12 protein-coding genes are annotated in these 19,909 nt (G+C 61.6%); 9 read left to right on the top strand and 3 right to left on the bottom strand.

What is annotated here, in order from left to right:
- The first annotated feature begins 64 nt into the window (after nt 1–64).
- From AC25BC_RS22445 to phnN, 3 genes are read left to right on the top strand one after another with little or no spacing between them, the layout of a single operon-like run.
- Complete coding sequence (locus AC25BC_RS22445) at nt 65–760, top strand: DUF1045 domain-containing protein (protein WP_012759684.1); 696 nt, start codon at nt 65–67, stop codon at nt 758–760.
- Between the two features lie 13 nt (nt 761–773).
- The gene (locus AC25BC_RS22440) at nt 774–1,913 is read left to right on the top strand and encodes an alpha-D-ribose 1-methylphosphonate 5-triphosphate diphosphatase (RefSeq protein WP_026157533.1); all 1,140 of its coding nucleotides are present in this window, start codon (nt 774–776) and stop codon (nt 1,911–1,913) included.
- Complete coding sequence (gene phnN / locus AC25BC_RS22435) at nt 1,910–2,509, top strand: phosphonate metabolism protein/1,5-bisphosphokinase (PRPP-forming) PhnN (RefSeq protein WP_206642361.1); 600 nt, start codon at nt 1,910–1,912, stop codon at nt 2,507–2,509. The genes AC25BC_RS22440 and phnN overlap by 4 nt, the downstream gene beginning before the upstream one ends.
- Nucleotides 2,510–2,622: 113 nt before the next feature.
- Here phnN and AC25BC_RS22430 read toward each other — a convergent pair whose 3' ends face one another.
- Together AC25BC_RS22430 and polA are read right to left on the bottom strand one after the other, a co-directional pair.
- A complete protein-coding gene (locus AC25BC_RS22430; protein ID WP_012759681.1) occupies nt 2,623–4,968 on the bottom strand; it encodes a DNA translocase FtsK in 2,346 nt (781 codons plus the stop codon).
- A gap of 254 nt (nt 4,969–5,222) precedes the next feature.
- Complete coding sequence (gene polA / locus AC25BC_RS22425; protein ID WP_113546637.1) at nt 5,223–8,222, bottom strand: DNA polymerase I; 3,000 nt, start codon at nt 8,220–8,222, stop codon at nt 5,223–5,225.
- 544 nt (nt 8,223–8,766) lie between these two features.
- Between polA and AC25BC_RS22420 the strand changes: the two genes are divergently transcribed.
- A complete protein-coding gene (locus AC25BC_RS22420; protein WP_003544385.1) occupies nt 8,767–9,183 on the top strand; it encodes a MarR family winged helix-turn-helix transcriptional regulator in 417 nt (138 codons plus the stop codon).
- 118 nt (nt 9,184–9,301) lie between these two features.
- Here the strand turns inward: AC25BC_RS22420 and AC25BC_RS22415 are convergent, their stop codons facing one another.
- Nucleotides 9,302–11,641: a bifunctional diguanylate cyclase/phosphodiesterase gene (locus tag AC25BC_RS22415; protein ID WP_012759679.1), complete on the bottom strand. Its 2,340-nt coding sequence runs from the start codon at nt 11,639–11,641 to the stop codon at nt 9,302–9,304.
- Between the two features lie 214 nt (nt 11,642–11,855).
- On the opposite strand from AC25BC_RS22415, the gene AC25BC_RS22410 reads away from it, so the two are divergent.
- The 5 genes from AC25BC_RS22410 (at nt 11,856) to dnaK (ending at nt 19,877) form a co-directional block, all read left to right on the top strand.
- Complete coding sequence (locus AC25BC_RS22410; RefSeq protein ID WP_012759678.1) at nt 11,856–13,244, top strand: dipeptidase; 1,389 nt, start codon at nt 11,856–11,858, stop codon at nt 13,242–13,244.
- 388 nt (nt 13,245–13,632) lie between these two features.
- Nucleotides 13,633–14,307, top strand: coding sequence for an SH3 domain-containing protein (locus AC25BC_RS22405; protein ID WP_012759677.1), 675 nt, complete (start codon nt 13,633–13,635; stop codon nt 14,305–14,307).
- A 504-nt stretch (nt 14,308–14,811) separates the two neighbouring features.
- A complete protein-coding gene (locus AC25BC_RS22400; protein WP_012759676.1) occupies nt 14,812–15,033 on the top strand; it encodes a hypothetical protein in 222 nt (73 codons plus the stop codon).
- 203 nt (nt 15,034–15,236) lie between these two features.
- Nucleotides 15,237–17,576 carry a transglycosylase domain-containing protein gene (locus tag AC25BC_RS22395; protein ID WP_012759675.1) on the top strand — a complete coding sequence of 780 codons (2,340 nt, stop codon included), beginning with the start codon at nt 15,237–15,239 and terminating at the stop codon, nt 17,574–17,576.
- Nucleotides 17,577–17,960: 384 nt separating this feature from the next.
- Nucleotides 17,961–19,877 carry a molecular chaperone DnaK gene (gene dnaK / locus AC25BC_RS22390; protein WP_012759674.1) on the top strand — a complete coding sequence of 639 codons (1,917 nt, stop codon included), beginning with the start codon at nt 17,961–17,963 and terminating at the stop codon, nt 19,875–19,877.
- Nucleotides 19,878–19,909 lie beyond the last annotated feature (32 nt).

Raw genomic sequence — 19,909 nt, 5'->3', positions numbered from 1 at the left:
GCGGTTCGCCGCCAAATCACTGCACAGTGCCCTCCCCGTTTGGACGATCTCCAGGATAAAAGCCTTGCGCTACGCTCTCTATTTCTCGCCGCCGAAGGATGATCCCCTGACCGGCGCGGCCTCGCTCTGGCTCGGCCGCAATGCTTTCACCGGCGAGACCTATCCGGCACCGGAATATGAGCAACTGGGTGCTGCAGAACAGTTCGAGCTGACCGCCGACCCCCGCCGCTACGGCTTTCATGCCACGATCAAGGCGCCGTTTTCGCTCGCCTCTTCCGTCACCGAGAAAGATCTCATGACCGTTGCCGAGGATTTTGCCCAGCGCACGCAAGCCTTCGAGATTCCTGAACTCGTACTTGGCCAGCTCGGCCGTTTTTTTGCCCTCGTTCCCGGTTCTCTTCATCAACCTCTTCAGGATTTCGCCGCGAAGGTGGTAAGGTCCTTCGAACCGTTCCGCGCAGCGCTTTCCGAGGCCGATATGGCGCGGCGCAATCCGGAGAAGCTCAGCGACAGCCAGCGCGCCCATCTGCAGCGCTGGGGTTATCCTTACGTCATGGAGGATTTCGGCTTTCACATGACGCTGAGCGGCCAAGTGCCCGAGACACGCGCCGCAGTGATGAAAGCGATCCTGACCGAGCGGTTTGCCGATTTCACCGGCCGGCCGCTTTCGATTTCCGGCCTTGCCGTCTTCATCGAGGAGACGCGCGGCGCCCCATTCAAAGTTCATTCCTGGCTGCCGCTTGCCGGCGCCAAAAGCTGAAAGACCTGACGACATGAGCAAAGAGACCGTGTTTTCCAACGCCCGCATCGTTCTCGAGGACGACATCCTCTCGGGCTCGATCCTCATCCGCGACGGGAAGATCGCCGACATCTCCGGGGGTAACTCGGTAGCCGGCGAAGATTTCGAAGGCGACTACGTCATTCCCGGCCTCGTCGAGCTGCACACCGATCATCTCGAAGGCCATTATCAGCCGCGCCCCGGCATTCGCTGGAACAAGACCGCCGCCATCCAGGCGCATGACGCCCAGATCGTCACCTCAGGCATTACCACGGTGTTCGACTGCCTGCGCATGGGTGCGGACGAGGACGGCGGCTTCGAACATGGCGAGATGCGCGAGATGGCCGATGCCATCCAGTCGGCAGAGACGGAAGGCAGGCTGCGTGCCGAGCACCTGCTTCATTTGCGCTGCGAGGTCTCGGCCGACAATGTGCTCGAACATTTCGCCGACTTCGAAAACGACCGGCATGTGCGGCTCGTCTCGCTGATGGATCATGCGCCCGGCCAGCGTCAGTTCCAGACGATGGATCAATATATCTTCTACTACCAGAAGAAGCGGGGCCTCAGCGACGAGGCCTTCGCCCGTTTCGTCGCCAAGCGCCAGGCAGAATCGGCGCGTAATTCGACGCCACACCGCAACGCCATCGCCAAGGTCTGCGCCGAGCGCGGTATCACCGTGGCAAGCCATGACGATGCGACGCTCTCGCACGTCGACGAGGCGATCGACAACGGTGTGCGCTTGGCCGAGTTCCCGACCAGCTTCGACGCCGCCCGGGCGTCGCACGGACATGGCATGAGCGTGCTGATGGGCGCGCCGAACATCGTGCGTGGCAAATCCCATTCCGGCAATATCGCCGCCCGCGACCTTGCCGAGATGGGGGTGCTCGACGTGCTTTCCTCCGACTACGTACCGCTCAGCCTGCTGCATGCGCCGTTCATCCTCGCCGACGAGGTCGAGAGCATCAGCCTGCCGAAGGCGATCGCCATGGTGACGTCGACGCCCGCCCGCACCGTCGGCCTCGATGACCGCGGCCGGATCGCGACGGGGCTGCGCGCCGATCTCGTCCGCGTCCACCGTTCGCACGGCGTGCCGGTGACACGCTCCGTATGGCGCCAGGGACGCCGTGTCGCATGACGATGTCGCACGAACCCCACGCAGGAGCCGGAGCCGAGCGCGGCATCATGGTCGTCGTCGTCGGACCGAGCGGCGCCGGCAAGGACACGCTGATGAACCTCGCGGCCCGGCGTTTCAAGGGCCGCGACAATGTGCACTTCGTCCGCCGCGTCATCACCCGTCACCGTGACGCCGGCGGCGAAGACCATCTTTCCGTCTCCCTCGAAGGTTTTGCCGCCATGGAGCAGTCAGGCTCCTTCGCCGTCTGGTGGGAAGCGCACGGGCTGAAATACGGCATTCCGGCCGAGGTCTCGGTGGCGCTGTCGAGAGGCCATGTCGTCGTCGCCAACGGCTCGCGCTCGGCACTTCACCGGTTCCAGGCAGCCTTCCCGCGGCTGAAGGTCATCAATGTCACCGCCCGCCCTGAGGTGCTCGCCGGCCGGCTGGAGGCGCGCGGCCGCGAGACGCATGAAGATATCATGGCCCGGCTTGCCCGCGGACCGCTGACGGTGCGCGGCGAATACGACGTGGTGGAGCTCGACAATAGCGGCTCGCTCGAAGAGGCCGAGCAGAAGATGATCGAAATCCTCGACGGATTGCTGACCAAGGCGCCCTGACGAGCGGCTGCAGACATTCACGAGGTGCCAGGAGCCCCCTCACCCTGCCCTCTCCCCGAGGGGAGAGGGGATGTCGGAGCAAGCGGCGTACTCCTTCCGCGCCTTCGCCAGAATTACTCGCCGTCGCCCCGTCCCGAGACGATCTCGCGCTTGCCGACATGGTTGGCCGGGCCGACGAGGCCTTCTTTTTCCATGCGCTCCACCAATGAGGCGGCACGGTTGTAGCCGATGCCAAGGCGGCGCTGGATGTAGGAGGTCGAGCATTTCTTGTCGCGCATGACGACCTTGACAGCCTGCTCGTAGAGCTCGTTGCCATCCTCGGAGGCCATGGCGCTCTTGTCGAAGACGGCGCCGGCTTCTTCCTCTTCCGTCTCTTCCTCCTCATCGGCGGTGACGGTGTCGAGATATTCCGGGCGGCCCTGGGTTTTCAGGTGGGCAACGACCTTTTCGACCTCGACATCCGAGACGAAGGGTCCGTGGACGCGGGAAATCCGCCCGCCGCCCTGCATGTGCAGCATATCGCCCTGACCGAGCAGCTGCTCGGCGCCTTGTTCGCCGAGAATGGTGCGGCTGTCGATCTTCGACGTCACCTGGAAGGAAATGCGGGTCGGGAAGTTTGCCTTGATCGTGCCGGTGATGACGTCGACCGACGGACGTTGTGTCGCCATGATCAGGTGGATGCCGGCGGCGCGCGCCATCTGGGCGAGGCGCTGGATCGCACCTTCGATGTCCTTGCCGGCGACCATCATCAGGTCGGCCATCTCGTCGACGATGACGACGATATAAGGCATCGGCGTCAGGTCCAGCGCCTGGCTTTCCTCGATCGGAGTGCCGGTTCCTTTGTCGAAGCCGACCTGGACCATGACATGGATGGTCTCGCCCTTTTCGCGGGCCTGTGCCATGCGATCGTTGTAACCGTCGATGTTGCGGACACCGAGGCGCGACATCTTGCGATAGCGCTCTTCCATTTCGCGCACGGCCCATTTCAGCGCCATGACCGCCTTCTTCGGATCGGTGACGACTGGCGTCAGCAGATGCGGGATGCCGTCATAGACGGACAGTTCGAGCATCTTCGGGTCGACCATGATCAGGCGGCACTGTTCCGGCGTCATGCGGTAGAGCAGCGACAGGATCATCGTATTGATGGCGACCGACTTGCCGGAACCGGTGGTGCCGGCGACAAGCAGATGCGGCATCTTGGCGAGCTCGGCAATGACAGGCTCGCCGCCGATGGTCTTGCCGAGGCCGAGCGCCAGCTTGTAGCCGCTCTTCTCGAAATCCTGGCTCTCGATCATCTCGCGGAAATAAACGGTTTCGCGCGTGACATTCGGTAGTTCGATGCCGATGACGTTGCGGCCGGGCACCACGGCAACGCGAGCCGAGAGCGCCGACATTGAGCGGGCGATATCATCGGCAAGGCCGATGACGCGCGACGATTTCACGCCCGGCGCCGGCTCGAATTCATAGAGGGTGACGACAGGGCCGGGGCGGACATGGATGATTTCGCCCTTGATGCCGAAATCTTCCAGCACGCTTTCCAGAAGCCCGGCATTCTGCTCCAGCGTCTCTTGCGACATGATCTCGCCAAGGCGTTCCGGCGGTTCCTGCAACAGGGCACGCGGCGGGAATTCATAGCCGGATGCGTCGATCCTTTCGGGCCTCACGGCCAGCCGCGGCGACGGCAGGACCGCGGCGACGGGCGGCGTGCGCTGCGGCGCCGGCGCTGCCTGAGGGGCTGATGCAATTTGAGGGGCTGGCGCGACCTGAGTGGCTGGCGCAGCCTGAGGTGCCAGCATGACCGGTGCCTCGACAATAATGCGCCTGGGCTTTTCCAGGGACGGGGCGGCCGCAGGGCGCGCGGCAACCTTCACGGAGACCGCGGCGGGCTGCGGGGCCGGGCGGGAGACGACGGGAGCGGGGGCCGGCCGGCCGGGGCGCCATTCCATAATCCGGAACAGCGACGTGATCGATTCGGGCGAGGTCTCGGTCTTCGGGAACGATATCAACGGCGGCGCGCGAACCGGCTCTGCCTCTTCGAAGGCCATAACTTCCCAGAAGGCGAAATCCGAAATGGAGGAAAGCTCGGCGCTGGCGCGGAAAGCCGGCGCGCCGGCCTCATCAAGCAAAGGTGACTGCTGCAGTTCGATCCTGTGCGGTGCTGCGGAAATTTCGTCCGGCTCCGGCAGATAGATATCGAACGGCACGTCGACGGCAACCGGCTCTATCCGTATTGCCTGCTGTCCAATCTGCGAATCATCGCGAACGGGCTCATTCGGCGCACGCCGCCTGCTGATCAGCGTTTCCGGCGTGCGGGTGAAACGCACATTCGGCGCGAGGGAAAAGTTGCTCTGCCAGATGGGTGCCGCCGGCTTCTCCCCTGGGTTTTCCTCCGGAAGGTCCGTTTCAATCTCGCTGGAAAAATCTCCGGCATCCGTCAAATTGGTTCTAGGAAAACGCATGCGTCCGCTACTCACTCATGCTTTGCAAATTACGACCCTACCGGGATAGAAAAGGAAGGTTAATAAGTTCCTTCCTGCCGTATCGTTCCGATACGCCCCCTTGGGATAAATCGCTGCAGTTTCAATGAGTTCTGGCAGTGAGAAAAATCTTTGCCAATTTTGGGGAGGTGCTCTGATCGCTCCTCGCGCTTTAGGCTTTATTTCCGCGCAAGTCGTTGTCGCAAAGACCGCCGCACAGTTTTGCGCGACATGCTTTAGTGCGCCTCGTCCCAATTGGTGGCGGCGCGGGCATCGACCCTCAGCGGCACGCGCATTTCCAGCGCCGGCATGGTGGCGTTTTCCATGACCGAGACGATGACCGGCATCGCCTTTTCGACATCCTCGTCCTCGACCTCGAAGATGAGTTCGTCATGCACCTGCAGCAGCATGCGGACGCGATCGGCAAGGCCGACTTCAACAAGCGCCGGCTCTATCTTGATCATCGCCCGGCGGATGACGTCGGCAGCCGAGCCCTGGATCGGCGCGTTGATCGCCGCACGCTCGTTAAAGGCACGCACGGATGGATTGGAAGAGCGGATTTCGGGATAGTTGATGCGGCGACCGAAGATCGTTTCGACATAACCCTTGTCGCGCGCCATGGCCTTTCGGCTTTCCATATAATCGCGGATGCCGGGGAAACGCTCGAAATACTTCTTGATGTAGTCGCCGGCTTCCGAACGCTCGATCGAAAGCTGATTGGCAAGCCCGAAGGCCGAGATGCCGTAGATGATGCCGAAATTGATCGCCTTGGCGCGGCGGCGCACCTCGCCCGGCATGCCTTCCACCGGCACGCCGAACATTTCCGACGCCGTCATGGCATGGATGTCGACGCCATCTTCGAAGGCCTTGGTCAGCTGCGGGATTTCGGCCACATGGGCAAGCACGCGCAGTTCGATCTGGCTGTAGTCGGCGGAGATCAGCTTGTGGCGGGGCGTCGAGATGAAGGCGGTGCGGATCTTGCGGCCTTCTGCGGTGCGCACCGGAATATTCTGCAAGTTCGGCTCGGACGATGACAGGCGTCCCGTGGTCGTCGATGCCAGCGAGTAGGAGGTGTGGACCCGCTTTGTCTCGGGGTGAACGTAACCCGGAAGCGCGTCGGTATAGGTGGATTTCAGCTTGGTGACCTGGCGCCAGTCGACGATCTTGCGCGGCAATTCGAAACCGGCGGCGGCCAGATCCTCGAGCACCTGGGCGGAGGTGGACCATTGGCCGGTCTTCGTCTTGCTGCCGCCGGAAAGGCCCATCTTGCCGAACAGGATATCGCCCAGCTGCTTCGGCGAACCGATATTGAAACGCTCGCCGGCCAGCACGTAGATCTCGTCCTCCAGCCTTGCTGCACTCTGGGCCAGCTCGCCGGAGAGGCGCGACAGGATCTGCCGGTCGACGGTGATGCCGCGCGCTTCCATGCGCGCCAGCACCGGCAATAGCGGCCGCTCCAGCCGTTCATAGACGCTGGTCAATCCCGCCGCCGCCAGCCGGGGCTTCAGCACCAGCCAGAGGCGCAACGTCACCTCGGCATCTTCGGCGGCATAGTGGGTGGCGCGGTCGATATCGACCAGATCGAAGGTGACGTTCGCCTTGCCGCTGCCGGCCACGTCCTTGTAGGGAATCGGGGTATGGCCGAGGAATTTTTCCGAGAGCGGGTCCATGCCATGCGCGCCGGTGCCGGCATCGAGCACGTAGGAGATCAGCATCGTGTCGTCGAAACTCCTGGTCTCGATGCCGTAGCGCTTCAACAGCAGGTAGTCGTATTTCAGGTTCTGGGCGACCTTGAGAACCGCTTCGTCCTCCAGCAATGCCTTCAGTCGTGGCAGAGCATCGCGCATCGGGATCTGGTTTTCGGCAAGGCCGCCGCCGAGCAGATCGCCGACGCCGTTCTTGTGGACGAGCGGCACATAGGCGGCACGGATCTTCGTGCCGGTGGGATCGGCGGTATTGTCGGCGATCGCCAGCGAAAAGCCGACAAGTTCGGCCTGCATCGCATCCAGCGACGTGGTCTCGGTATCGAAAGCAACGAGGCCGGTGACGCGTGCATCGGCAATCCATCGGTCGAGTGTCGCCAGGTCGCGGATCGTGACATAGGCCGAATGATCGAAGGGCAGCGTCGCAAAGACCTCGGCCCGCGCCTTGGCAAGATCGGCGGGCGAAAAGGCGCCTTCGACCGCGGTCTTCGCCTTTGCACGCGGCGGCACCGGCACGGATTCGCCGGAAACGTCGGGGATGCCGCCGGCAACAGGCTCGGGCGCGGCCGCATCGAGATCCGGGCCGCGGGCCGTCTCACCCCATTCGACACGGACGATCGCCGGTTCGATGGCGCCGGCATCGCAATTGCAGGCTTCGGCGACGCGGCGCGTCAGCGTGGTGAATTCCATCGTCTTGAGGAAGCCGATCAGCTTCGGACCGTTCTGCGGTTCCAGCACCAGCGCGTCGAGATCGAGATCGAGCGGCACGTCTATGCGCAACCGCACGAGGTCGCGCGAGAGCCTGGCCATGTCGATATTGGCGAGGATCGTCTCACGGCGCTTGACCTGCTTGATCTCGGTGGCGCGTTCGAGCAGCGTATCGAGATCGCCGTATTCCTCGAGCAGCTGGGCGGCGGTTTTCGGACCGATGCCGGGAATGCCGGGAACATTGTCGACTGAATCGCCGGTCATCGCCTGCAGGTCGATCATCTTTTCCGGCGGCACGCCCCATTTCTCGATGACATCGGGAATGCCGATCTGCTTGTCCTTCATGCTGTCATACATATGGACATTGGGGCTGACGAGCTGCATCAGATCCTTGTCGGAGGAGACAATGGTGACATCGGCGCCGGTCGCTTCGGCCTGGCGGGCATAGGTGGCGATGATGTCGTCGGCCTCGAAGCCTTCGGTCTCGATGCAGGGCAGATTGAAGGCGCGGGTCGCCTCTCTTATAAGGCCGAATTGCGGGATGAGCTCTTCAGGCGGGGCGGAGCGGTTCGCCTTGTAAGCGTCGTAGAGATCCTTGCGAAACGTCTTGGCGGAATAATCGAAGATGACGGCAAGATGTGTCGGCGTGACGCCGACATCGGTATTGCGCGCATCCCTCAGCAGTTTCCACAGCATGTTGCAGAAACCGGACACGGCGCCGATCGGCAGGCCGTCGGTCTTGCGGGTCAGCGGCGGCAATGCATGAAACGCCCGGAAGATGAATCCGGAACCATCGACTAGGAAGAGGTGATCGCCTTTTTTCATGCGTGCATGGATAGCGCGGGCATGGGACGAGGTCCATATGGAGTTCGGCATAAAGTTCGGCGCGCGAAAAGGTTTATGGCGCTCGGAGCGTCACACAGCGCCGCGCGTCTTTTCGGACGTGCAAAGGACGCTGAGCACTTGGCTTTGCTGCATAATTTTATCCTTCCATCGATTCCGATCTCAGGAATTGTGCGGCAGGAATTCCGGCTCACCAAACTGTTACCGATTTGTAACGATCGCCCTCCCTTGAAAAACCACATTCTGAGCCACAAATCCATGTCACCGGCGCTTGATCGCGTCGCGGGTCTGATTACCGGCTTGTCCCCCGCCGCGTCAGGCTTGGACAAAGGCCTTATCCCCCTCTCCGGGCCTTTGTCCCCACTTTAAAGTCGCCATGGCCAACCTCCAGGCCATGGCGACTTTTGTTTTTCCAGGCACTCGCAATTATCATCACGGCTTGCATGTTTAGGAGCATCGTATGCGATTTGTTGCATTGTCTCCGGCATGGTTTTGAGCCTAATTTGCAATCATGGGATTTAACCGCATGGATTCGGGAGCCTACCTTGCCAGCCAGCTGGCGAAGGGTTTTGCCCGCTCGCTGCACCAGCGCGCGGTCGGGCTCGGTTTTTCTCCGGGCCAGTTCCCCATTCTGCTGGAACTCTGGGCCGAGGACGGGCTGACCCAGAAACAGCTTCTCGAGCGAGTCGATATCGAGCAGGCGACCATGGCCAATACGCTTTCGCGCATGGTCCGCGACGGGCTGATCGAGCGCCGGCCGCATCCATCCGACAAGCGGGCGCAACTGCTCTTCCTGACGCCGAGGGCGCGCGCCATGGAGGCCGAGGCGATTGAGACCGCGCGTGAGGCCGATCTTGCGCTGTTTAAAGGTTTCCGGGTTTTCGAACGCGAGCTGACGCTTGAATATATCCGCCGGCTTCTGGAAAACGCCAAGGCGCTCTGACCACTGCATAATTCCTTAAATCGGAATCGACAGCGTCCTTTGCGCGTCTGAAAAGACGCGCGGCGCTGTAAGATCACTCGCCAGCACCCTGTGCGCGTCGCAGCGACGGCACGCCGGTTTAGATCTGCGCGGTCAGCACGTTTTCGTGGGCGGCAAGCTTGATGCTCGGCTCGATATCCGGCTTGCCGAGTAAAAGGCCCTGTACTTGCGTGCAGCCTTCCTCGACGACGATCCGGCGCTGCATCTCGGTTTCCACGCCCTCCGTCACGACAGGCATGCCGAGGCTATGACCAAGGCCGATGATGGCGCGCACGATCGAGCGCGCCGCCGCATCATGTTCCAGCACGCCGGTGAAACTGCGGTCGACCTTGATCTTGTCGAAAGGGAATGAACGCAGGTTGGAAAGCGAGGAAAAACCGGTGCCGAAATCATCCATGACGATGTGCACACCGAGCTTGTGCAGCCGCAGCAGCGTCGTCATTACCCGGTCGCGATCGCGAATGAGGGCCGCCTCGGTGATCTCGAGCTCCAGCCGGCTGGGCGCAAGCCCGGTTTCGGCGAGAATCGCCTCGATCCGCTCGCAGAGGTTCGGCAGCATGAATTGCACCGGCGAGAGATTGACGGCGATCATCAACGGCAGCGGCCAGCGCACAGCCTCCCTGCAGGCCTGCTGCAACACCCATTCGCCGAGTTGGACGATCGAGCCGCTTTCCTCGGCGATCGGGATGAAGATATCGGGCTCGGTCAAGCCGTGACCTGGCCGGTTCCAGCGCATCAGGGCCTCGTAGCCACCGATCTCGCCGCTCAGCGCATCGAGGATCGGCTGATAGCTGACATGGATCTGGTTGCGGACGATCGCATGGCGCAGTTCGCTTTCGATCTGGCGGCGGTTCCGTGCCGCCTTATCCATTTCCGCGTCGAAGAAACAGACCTTGCCGCGACCGTCATGCTTGACGCGGTAGAGTGCAGTATCGGCATTGTTGCAGAGTTCTTCAGCAGCCATGCCATCCGCGGGATAGAGTGCGATGCCGACACTGACGCCGACGGCGGTCGGGTCACGTGCCGTGTCCATCTCGGCGGCGAATTCGCCGAGGATATCAGCCGCAAGCTTTTGCGCCGCCGCCGGCTGCTGCCCGGCGAGCTGAATGATGGCGAATTCATCGCCGCCGAGGCGGGCGATCGTATCGCTCTCATCGGCCACGCGGCGCAGGATCGAGGCGACCTTACGGAGAATGCGGTCGCCTTCAGCATGACCGAAGATATCGTTGACGGCCTTGAAGCGATCGAGGTCGAGATAGAAGAGGGCAACCTCGCTGTTCTTTCGTTCGGCCATCTGCAGTGCCTGCCGGATGCGGGTATCGAACAGCGACCTGTTCGGCAAATCGGTGAGCACGTCGTGGTGGGCGAGATGCTCGATCATCTCCTCGGCCTGCCTGCGCTCGGTGAGATCACGCACCGCCAGCACCTCACAATTATGCCCGCGATAGACGATCCTGCTCGTGGTCACTTCGACGGCGATCTCCCTGCCGTTCCTGGTGTTGAGCAGCGTCTCGCTGGATCTGTTCTGCCCAGTCCCCTGAACAGCGGTCAAAACAGCCGAGGGCGCCTTACCGGCAAGACCGGCAAGCTTCCAGCCGGAAAGCCCCTGGAAGCGTTCATTGGCATCGATGATCCGGCCTTCCCGCAGAATCAGCAGCCCTTCCTGCGAGGCATTCGCGAGCCCCCTCAGATCCGTCAGGTGGCTTTCGACAAAGACCACGGCGAGCGCAATCAGAATGAGCATCGTTGCCGCCACCACGACGATCGCAGCAAGCAGGCTGGCGTCGAGCACCGTTGCCGGAACCTCTTTCCCGAGATCCGGCACGAGCGTGATGCTAGCCATCGAGATGAAATGGAGCGCGCAGATCGCAAGGACGAAAGTGATTGACGAGGCGAGGAGCCGCCGCAGTCCCTTCAATTGGAAAAAGGTGTGGAAGGCGGCGCTCGACAACAGCGCTCCTGCGAGAACCGCACTCAGCGTCATGAAGGGATCATAAAGGATGACCGCCTGCGTTTCGATCGCCTGCATGCCGGTCAGGTGCATGGAGGCGATGCCGAGCGCCATCAGGACCCCGCCGCGGATACGAGAAAACCTGCCGCGGCTTTCCGAAGCGACGAGGATCGCCGCCCACGAACCGACAACCGACAGGAGGAAAGAAAGCGTCGTCAGGCCCAGTTGGTAGCCGATCGGCATGCCGCCGTCATAGGCCAGCATCGCGATGAAGTGCGTTGCCCATACGCCGGTGCCAAAAGCGAAGGCCGAGGCGCCGATCCAGAGCTTGCGCCGCCCGGCATCGCATTCCTGGGCACGGGAAAGCAGCAGCATAGCCGCCATAGCGCCGACCAGGCAGACGGCGGCCGCCGCAAGCACCAGCCGCCAATCGTGGTTGTCCCGAATACATGTAATGACCGAAAACATCTGCCCCTCGCACAGCTGAATTCGGTCAGGCTATTTAGCTTGTGCTAAATAACGGTAAATTGAATTAGAATTCTCGTTTATATTATCCAGCAAATCTTCTTGATATTAGTCTATGCCCCGCCGGTCTTTCGCGCCGCCGATTTTTTGTTTTTCCGCCTCGCCTGCCTTTCTGGTTTGGTCTATCGTCCGGCCGAATTTCAAAAAGGAGTCGAAAATGACCGATGTACGTCAGGTGCTTGCGCGCGCGGATCAGAACCTTCCATCGAGCCTCGACAAGCTGTTCGAGCTTCTGCGGATCCAGTCGATATCCACCGATCCCGCTTTTAAAGCCGAATGCCGAAAGGCTGCGGAATGGCTCGTCGCTTATCTCGGGACGCTCGGCTTTATGGCCTCGGTGCGCGATACGCCAGGCCATCCGATGGTCGTCGCCCATCATGCTGGCGCGTCCGCCGATGCGCCGCATGTTCTCTTCTACGGCCATTACGACGTTCAGCCGGTCGACCCAATCGAACTCTGGGAAAACGACCCCTTCGAGCCATCGATCAAGGATGTCGGCGAGGGCCGCAAGATCCTGACCGGCCGCGGCACCTCCGACGACAAGGGCCAGTTGATGACCTTCGTCGAGGCTTGCCGGGCCTATAAGGAGATCAACGGCGCGCTTCCCTGCCGCGTCACCATCCTCTTCGAGGGCGAGGAGGAGTCCGGCTCGCCGTCCCTGAAGCCCTTCCTCGAAGCCAATGCCGCCGAGCTCAAGGCCGATTATGCGCTGGTCTGCGATACCGGCATGTGGGACCGCGACACGCCGGCGATCGCCGCAGCGCTGCGCGGCCTCGTCGGCGAGGAAGTGGTCGTGACGGCCGCCGACCGCGACCTGCATTCCGGTCTCTTCGGCGGCGCGGCCGCCAATCCGATCCATATTCTCGTCGAGGCTCTTGCCGGCCTGCATGACGAGACGGGCCGCATTACGCTTGACGGTTTCTATGAAGGCGTCGAGGAAACGCCTGAAAACATCAAGGCGTCATGGGAGACGCTCGGCAAGACCGCGGAGAGCTTCCTCGGCGAAGTCGGCCTCTCCATTCCATCCGGCGAAAAGGGCCGTTCGGTGCTGGAACTCACCTGGGCGCGGCCGACCGCCGAAATCAACGGCATCTGGGGCGGTTATACCGGCGAAGGCTTCAAGACGGTGATCGCCGCCAAGGCTTCGGCCAAGGTTTCGTTCCGTCTCGTCGGCACGCAGGATCCGGCCGCCATTCGCGAGGCCTTCCGCAGCTATATCAGCGCGAAGATTCCCGCCGATTGCTCGGTCGAGTTCCATCCGCATGGCGGCTCGCCGGCGATCCACCTCTCCTATGATTCACCTGTTCTGACCAAGGCCAAGAACGCGCTTTCCGACGAGTGGCCGAAACCCGCCATTGTCATCGGCATGGGTGGGTCGATCCCGATCGTCGGAGATTTCCAGAAGATGCTCGGCATGGAATCGCTGCTCGTCGGCTTCGGCCTCAGCGATGATCGCATCCACTCGCCGAACGAGAAATACGAACTCGTCTCCTACCACAAGGGCATCCGCTCCTGGGTGCGGATTCTTCAGGCGCTCGCCGCCTGAACAGACGTGGCTCGCCTTGCAAGCCGGCGCTCTAGCAAAATCGCAAGAAACAAAAAGGCCGGTTCGACCCGGCCTTTCGTCATCCGCTCACCTCAGTGCCAGTTCATCCGTGGTCAAAGAGCAAGCGGGTATTGCAACGAGATTGCCGCCGAAAGGTTAACGAACCGTTAACAAAGCCCGACAGCACCACTCGCGGCTCCAAGGCGCTGACAGACATTCGCCGTTCAAGCTGCGTTCATCGCGAGCGACATATAAGCCATTGAAAGATAAGGTGAATGATAGCCCCTTACACCTGCGGGCGATCGCTCTGTCTTTTGTTTCAATGGCATATGCCAAGGAAACGCGGCCAAGCGCTGCCTGAAAAACGTGCCAACAAGGACTGAGAAGCGTGAAAAATCTCATCGTTAAAATCGCAGCCGCCGGCATGCTTATGCTGGCTCCCGCCATAGCGCAGGCTGCCGAGGGCTATTCGACGGCGAACGTCAACATGCGTGCCGGTCCGAGCACCCGATATCCTGCCGTTACCGTCATACCCGCCGGTTCCTCCGTCGAGATCCGCGGATGCCTTTCCGACGTCAACTGGTGCGACGTGGAATTCTACGGCGGCCGCGGCTGGGTTTCCGGCCAGTATGTGCAGGCCCTCTACCAGCAGCGCCGCGTCTATGTCGGCCCGCAATATTACCGTCCGCTCGGCATTCCGATGATTCGCTTCAGCGTCGACAATTATTGGGACCGTTACTACCGCAACCGCGATTTCTATCGCGACCGTGACCGCTGGAGCCGCGGCCCGGATTATTACTACCGCGACCGCGACAATCGGGATCGGGATCGCGACCGAGATCGGGATAACCGGGATCGCGACCGTAACTGGCGCGAGCGGGATGGCGACCGAGATGGGCGCGACCGCGATCACGACTGGCGCGGCGACAATCAAAGGGACGATCGGCAACGGGACGATCGGCAAAGAGGTGAACGGCAGAGGGACGACCGGAGAGGCGATGATCGCAGGCCGGACCGCAGGGACTTTGATTGCCGCCCCGGCGATCCCTCCTGCGACGAATGAAACAGAAAGGGCACGGCAGCGCCGTCCTCTTTTGAGGTTTGCCAAGCCAAAGGGAAACACCCAAGAAAAAGCCCGGCGCTCCCTTGGGAGGGATGCACCGGGCCTGATGTCGATCGGCGCGCGTTGAGGGGAGACGGCCGATCATTCGCGGGACGTGAGGGGTTGTCCCGCTTCTCCATAAACAATCGCGAAGCCTATTGGTTCCGCCTGCTGCATAATTCCTTAAATCGGAGCGTCCTTTAGGCGTCTCGAAAAGACGCGCGGCGCGGTAATGTATGTCGTATCGCACGTAACTCACGCCACAGACTTCGGGCCTTTGTTTTCACGACGCGCGCCGCTTCGCCGGCGAGCGCAAGACAGGCGCCGCGGGGGAAGCATCGATCCCCGAATGCGGTCACCGACAATTTGATGTGAAGCCATCGCGAGGCTCTTGTTTTGCGGAATTCTTTAATGCAGTTTTGTGAAGTTGCGGATTGATTTTAATCCGTTCGAGGCTGGACCCTGATGACGCAAGACTACCTGGCTTTCTTCGGGCTTTTCGCCCCTCGGGCAGCCGCCATAGATGTTACCGTTTGGCATAAACATAACACACTCCTGCCTGTACGCCTTACCGATGGGGCGAACCTCAACCCTTCCGGCCAGATCTGGCGTCGCTTTCATCTGGGCGAGTGGGAATATAAGCAGGACCCGGAAACGCTCGACGATTACGAGGCCCGGCAGTTCTGAAGGCCAATACTGTCGCCCGGCGCGATATGCTTTACTTTCCATTGTTAACACCCCGTTAAATCGCCGCATTTACAGTTCAGTCGGGTGATCACGGTGCCTGCTGCAGCGCGCTTTGTGCGTCTGGAAAGACGCGCGGCGCTGCAGAAGAGGATCGTTATGCGAAGTTGGCTTCGCGATCGAACATGGGGTGTGACCGGTCCGCGATGGCAGGCAGAGGCAGATCAGGCGACAGAATAGAACCCTCCTTCAGCGGCCGCCCGGCGCGCGACGATGACGAATTCTCGCTCGATGCCGACGATCGCATCGCCGGAGGCCGATCTCAGCGCCGCGGCGGCTCGAAACCCCCGCCGCAACGCGCCGCCCCCCGGCGGCGGCGCGAGCCGCGGGAGCGTGAAGGCGGCGTTTTTTTCGGCTTCCTGCGCCGTGTGATCTACTGGTGCGTCGTGCTTTTCATCTGGGCCGGCATCGGCGTTGCCGGGCTTGTGGTCTATTATGGCTCGCGCATGCCGAGCGCCAGCACATGGGCAATCCCGGAGCGGCCGCCGAACGTCAAGATCACCGCCGTCGACGGTAGCGTCATCGCCAATCGCGGTGCCACCGGCGGCGAGGCGCTGTCGCTCGAAAACATGTCGCCCTATATTCCGGAAGCCGTCATCGCCATCGAAGATCGGCGTTTCTATTCGCATTTCGGCGTCGATCCGCTCGGCCTCGGCCGGGCTGTCGTGACCAATCTCACGGCTGGTCACATGGTGCAGGGTGGCTCGACGCTGACGCAGCAGCTTGCCAAGAACCTCTTCCTCTCCCCCGAGAGAACGCTGGAACGCAAGGTGCAGGAAGTGCTGCTGTCGCTCTGGCTGGAGCAGAAATACACCAAGGACCAGATCCTTGCCATGTATCTCAACCGGGTGTTCTTCGGATCGAACGCCTATGGCGTCGAGGCCGCCTCGCGCCGGTACTTCAACAAATCGGCGCGTGACGTAAACCTCGGCGAGGCCGCGGTGCTGGCCGGCCTGCTCAAGGCGCCGTCGCGGCTTTCACCGGCCCGCGATGCCGATGCGGCGAATGCCCGCGCCCAGCTCGTGCTCGCGGCGATGCGCGAGCAGGGTTTCATCACCGATTCCGAGGTCAAGACGGCGATGTCGCAGACCCCGGCTTCGGCCAAGAGCTACTGGTCGGGCGCCGGGCACTATGTCGCCGACATGGTGATGGACGAGCTGCCGGGTCTGATCGGCGACGTCAAGGAAGACGTCATCGTCGATACGACCATCGACAAGTCGCTGGAAAAGAAGGCCGAGCAATCGCTGGTCGACGTACTGGACAAGGAGGGCGGCAAGCTCGACGCCTCGCAGGCGGCCCTCGTCTCGATCGACGGCACCGGCGCGATCCGAGCGCTCGTCGGCGGCAGGGATTATGCGACGAGCCAGTTCAACCGCGCCGTCAAGGCCAAACGCCAGCCGGGTTCCTCGTTCAAGCCCTTCGTCTATGCCGCAGCACTCGAGAAGGGGCTGACGCCGTATTCGGTGTTCAACGACGCGCCGATCCGGATCGGCGACTGGACGCCCGAAAATTACGAAAAAAAATACAATGGCGAAGTGACGCTGGCGACCGCGCTTGCCAAATCGCTGAACACGGTGGCTGCGCAGCTGGTGATGTATGACGGGCCGGATCAGGTGATCAAGCTTGCCCACCGGCTCGGCATCGAAAGCGAGCTGCAGCCTAATGCCTCGATCGCGCTCGGCACGTCCGAAGTGTCGCTGATGGAACTCACCGCCTCCTATGCCGCCTTCATGAACGGCGGCTACAAGGCGACGCCGCACGTCATCCGCCGGGTGACGACGGCCGAGGGCAAGGTTCTCTACGAAAATACCTATGACAGCCCGCCGCGCGTGCTCTCCGAGCAGATCGTCGCCCAGATGGATACGATGATGATGGGCGTCATCGAGAGCGGCACCGGGAAAAGCGCCAAGATCCCCGGTTGGCAGGCGGCGGGAAAGACCGGCACGACGCAGAATTCGCGCGACGCGCTCTTCGTCGGTTTCACCAGCAACCTGACCACGGGCGTCTGGTTCGGCAATGACGACGGCAAGCCGATGAAGAAGGTGACCGGCGGCGGCTTGCCCGCCAAGGCCTGGAAGGAATTCATGATCGCCGCCCACAAGGGTCTTTCGCCGGCACCTCTCTTCGGCAACGGCCAGTTGATCGCCGATCCGAACAATGGTCAGCCAATGGCTGAGGCACCGGGCAATGGGCAGTTGGGCAGCGGGCAACCGATGACGGCCGAAGCGCCGCCTTCGACGATCGGCGGCATTATTTCCGGCGTCTTCGGCGGCGACGACAATGCAAACCGCTATCCGCAAGCGCCTGCCCGGCAGCAAGGGGCAAGCTTCGGCAATGGCGGCCCGGTTCCGCCCGCAGACATTGCCGAAGGCGGGGGTCCGAACTATGAGGGCATGGTTCCACCCGGCGATGTCGGGGGCGCGCAGACAACCTCTTCCGTCCAGCCGCGGCGCACGACGCTGCTCGATCTGATCATGGGCCAGTGAGATCTTTGCTGCATGTCCGGCACACGCCCGATGCTTTAAAGCGCGCCGCAATCTTTCAGATTCGCGCCTCGCGCTTAAGGTCTTTGTTTTACGCATGTCGTTGTCGCAAAACCGCCACACAGTTTTGCGCGACATGCCGTAAAAAACGACCGCTTTCCGGACATGGGGCGACCTCTTTCCCGGCTACTGTAAAAATTGAACGCAACACATTCGTTTTGCTGGATTCCGGGGCATTTCTCGCCTTGCAGTCCAGAAAACCGCTCCTTATATACGCCGCATCACCGCAATCACGATTGCGTAATCTCAAGTAGACCCATCCCGTAAGGGGCTGTCAGGGAAATGCCTTCTCGGGGTTCCGACAGCTTGCTTCAAGGAGAGAATGACATGGCAAAAGTAATTGGTATCGACCTTGGAACGACGAATTCCTGCGTCGCAGTCATGGACGGCAAGGACGCGAAGGTTATCGAGAATGCGGAAGGTGCACGCACGACCCCTTCCATGGTGGCATTTTCCGAAGATGGCGAACGCCTCGTCGGCCAGCCGGCCAAGCGCCAGGCAGTCACCAACCCGACGAACACGCTCTTTGCAGTCAAGCGCCTGATCGGCCGCCGATACGAAGATCCGACCGTCGAGAAGGACAAGCACCTCGTTCCCTTCACCATCGTCAAGGGCGACAATGGCGACGCCTGGGTCGAAGCCAATGGCAAGGGCTACTCGCCCGCACAGATTTCCGCGATGATCCTTCAGAAGATGAAGGAAACCGCCGAATCCTATCTCGGCGAAAAGGTCGAGAAGGCCGTCATCACCGTTCCCGCCTACTTCAACGACGCGCAGCGCCAGGCCACCAAGGATGCCGGCCGCATCGCTGGTCTTGAAGTCCTGCGCATCATCAACGAGCCGACCGCCGCAGCGCTAGCCTACGGCCTCGACAAGAAAGAAGGCAAGACGATTGCCGTCTACGACCTTGGCGGCGGCACCTTCGATATTTCGATCCTCGAGATCGGTGACGGCGTCTTCGAAGTGAAGTCCACCAACGGCGATACTTTCCTCGGCGGTGAAGACTTCGACATGCGTCTCGTCGAATATCTCGTCGGTGAGTTCAAGAGGGACAACGGCATCGACCTGAAGAACGACAAGCTTGCCCTGCAGCGCCTCAAGGAAGCTGCGGAAAAGGCAAAGATCGAGCTTTCGTCCTCGCAGCAGACCGAAATCAACCTGCCGTTCATCACCGCCGACGCCTCCGGCCCGAAGCATCTGACGCTGAAGCTGACCCGCGCCAAGCTCGAGAGCCTGGTCGACGATCTCGTCCAGCGCACGATCGCGCCGTGCAAGGCAGCGCTCAAGGATGCCGGTGTCACCGCTGCCGAAATCGACGAAGTGGTTCTCGTCGGCGGCATGAGCCGCATGCCGAAGGTGCAAGAAGTCGTCAAGCAGCTGTTCGGCAAAGAGCCGCACAAGGGCGTCAACCCGGATGAAGTCGTGGCGCTTGGCGCCGCCATCCAGGCCGGCGTTCTGCAGGGCGACGTCAAGGACGTCCTGCTCCTCGACGTGACGCCGCTGTCGCTCGGCATCGAGACGCTCGGCGGTGTCTTCACCCGCCTGATCGAACGCAACACGACGATCCCGACGAAGAAGAGCCAGACGTTTTCGACCGCCGAAGACAACCAGCAGGCTGTGACCATCCGCGTTTCGCAGGGCGAGCGTGAAATGGCTGCCGACAACAAGCTGCTCGGCCAGTTCGACCTCGTCGGCCTGCCGCCGTCGCCGCGCGGCATGCCGCAGATCGAAGTCACCTTCGACATCGACGCCAATGGCATCGTGCAGGTTTCAGCCAAGGACAAGGGCACCGGCAAGGAACAGCAGATCCGCATCCAGGCTTCCGGCGGTCTTTCCGACTCCGACATCGAGAAGATGGTGAAGGATGCCGAAGCCCATGCCAGCGAAGACAAGAAGCGCCGCGAGGCGGTCGAAGCCCGGAACCAGGCTGAAAGCCTGATCCATTCCTCGGAAAAGTCGCTGAAGGATTATGGCGACAAGGTTTCCGAGGCCGACCGCACCGCGATCTCGGATGCGATCGCCGCGCTGAAGACGGCGTCGGAAGCATCGGAGCCCGATGCCGACGACATCAAGGCCAAGACCCAGACGCTGATGGAAGTGTCGATGAAGCTCGGCCAGGCGATCTATGAAGCACAACAGGCCGAAGGCGGCGCTGCTGGCGATGCCTCCGCGGAAGGCGGCGACAATGTCGTCGATGCCGACTACGAGGAAATCAAGGACGACGACCGCAAGAAGTCCGCGTAATCCGCGACGGCGTGGTTATGCTTCAACACCTG

It is taken from the genome of Rhizobium sp. WSM409, assembly GCF_057653825.1.
The sequence above is the reverse complement of the archived record's forward strand: the minus strand, read 5'-3'. Positions and strand labels throughout refer to the sequence as shown.

Excerpts from the sequence above, each read along its gene's own strand:
- AC25BC_RS22420 (WP_003544385.1), top strand. The coding sequence starts at position 8,767 with ATGGATTCGGGAGCCTACCTTGCCAGCCAGCTGGCGAAGGGTTTTGCC.
- AC25BC_RS22430 (WP_012759681.1), bottom strand. The coding sequence starts at position 4,968 with ATGCGTTTTCCTAGAACCAATTTGACGGATGCCGGAGATTTTTCCAGC.
- phnN (WP_206642361.1), top strand. The coding sequence starts at position 1,910 with ATGACGATGTCGCACGAACCCCACGCAGGAGCCGGAGCCGAGCGCGGC.
- AC25BC_RS22410 (WP_012759678.1), top strand. The coding sequence starts at position 11,856 with ATGACCGATGTACGTCAGGTGCTTGCGCGCGCGGATCAGAACCTTCCA.
- dnaK (WP_012759674.1), top strand. The coding sequence starts at position 17,961 with ATGGCAAAAGTAATTGGTATCGACCTTGGAACGACGAATTCCTGCGTC.
- AC25BC_RS22440 (WP_026157533.1), top strand. The coding sequence starts at position 774 with ATGAGCAAAGAGACCGTGTTTTCCAACGCCCGCATCGTTCTCGAGGAC.
- AC25BC_RS22415 (WP_012759679.1), bottom strand. The coding sequence starts at position 11,641 with ATGTTTTCGGTCATTACATGTATTCGGGACAACCACGATTGGCGGCTG.
- AC25BC_RS22395 (WP_012759675.1), top strand. The coding sequence starts at position 15,237 with ATGGCAGGCAGAGGCAGATCAGGCGACAGAATAGAACCCTCCTTCAGC.
- AC25BC_RS22400 (WP_012759676.1), top strand. The coding sequence starts at position 14,812 with ATGACGCAAGACTACCTGGCTTTCTTCGGGCTTTTCGCCCCTCGGGCA.
- polA (WP_113546637.1), bottom strand. The coding sequence starts at position 8,222 with ATGAAAAAAGGCGATCACCTCTTCCTAGTCGATGGTTCCGGATTCATC.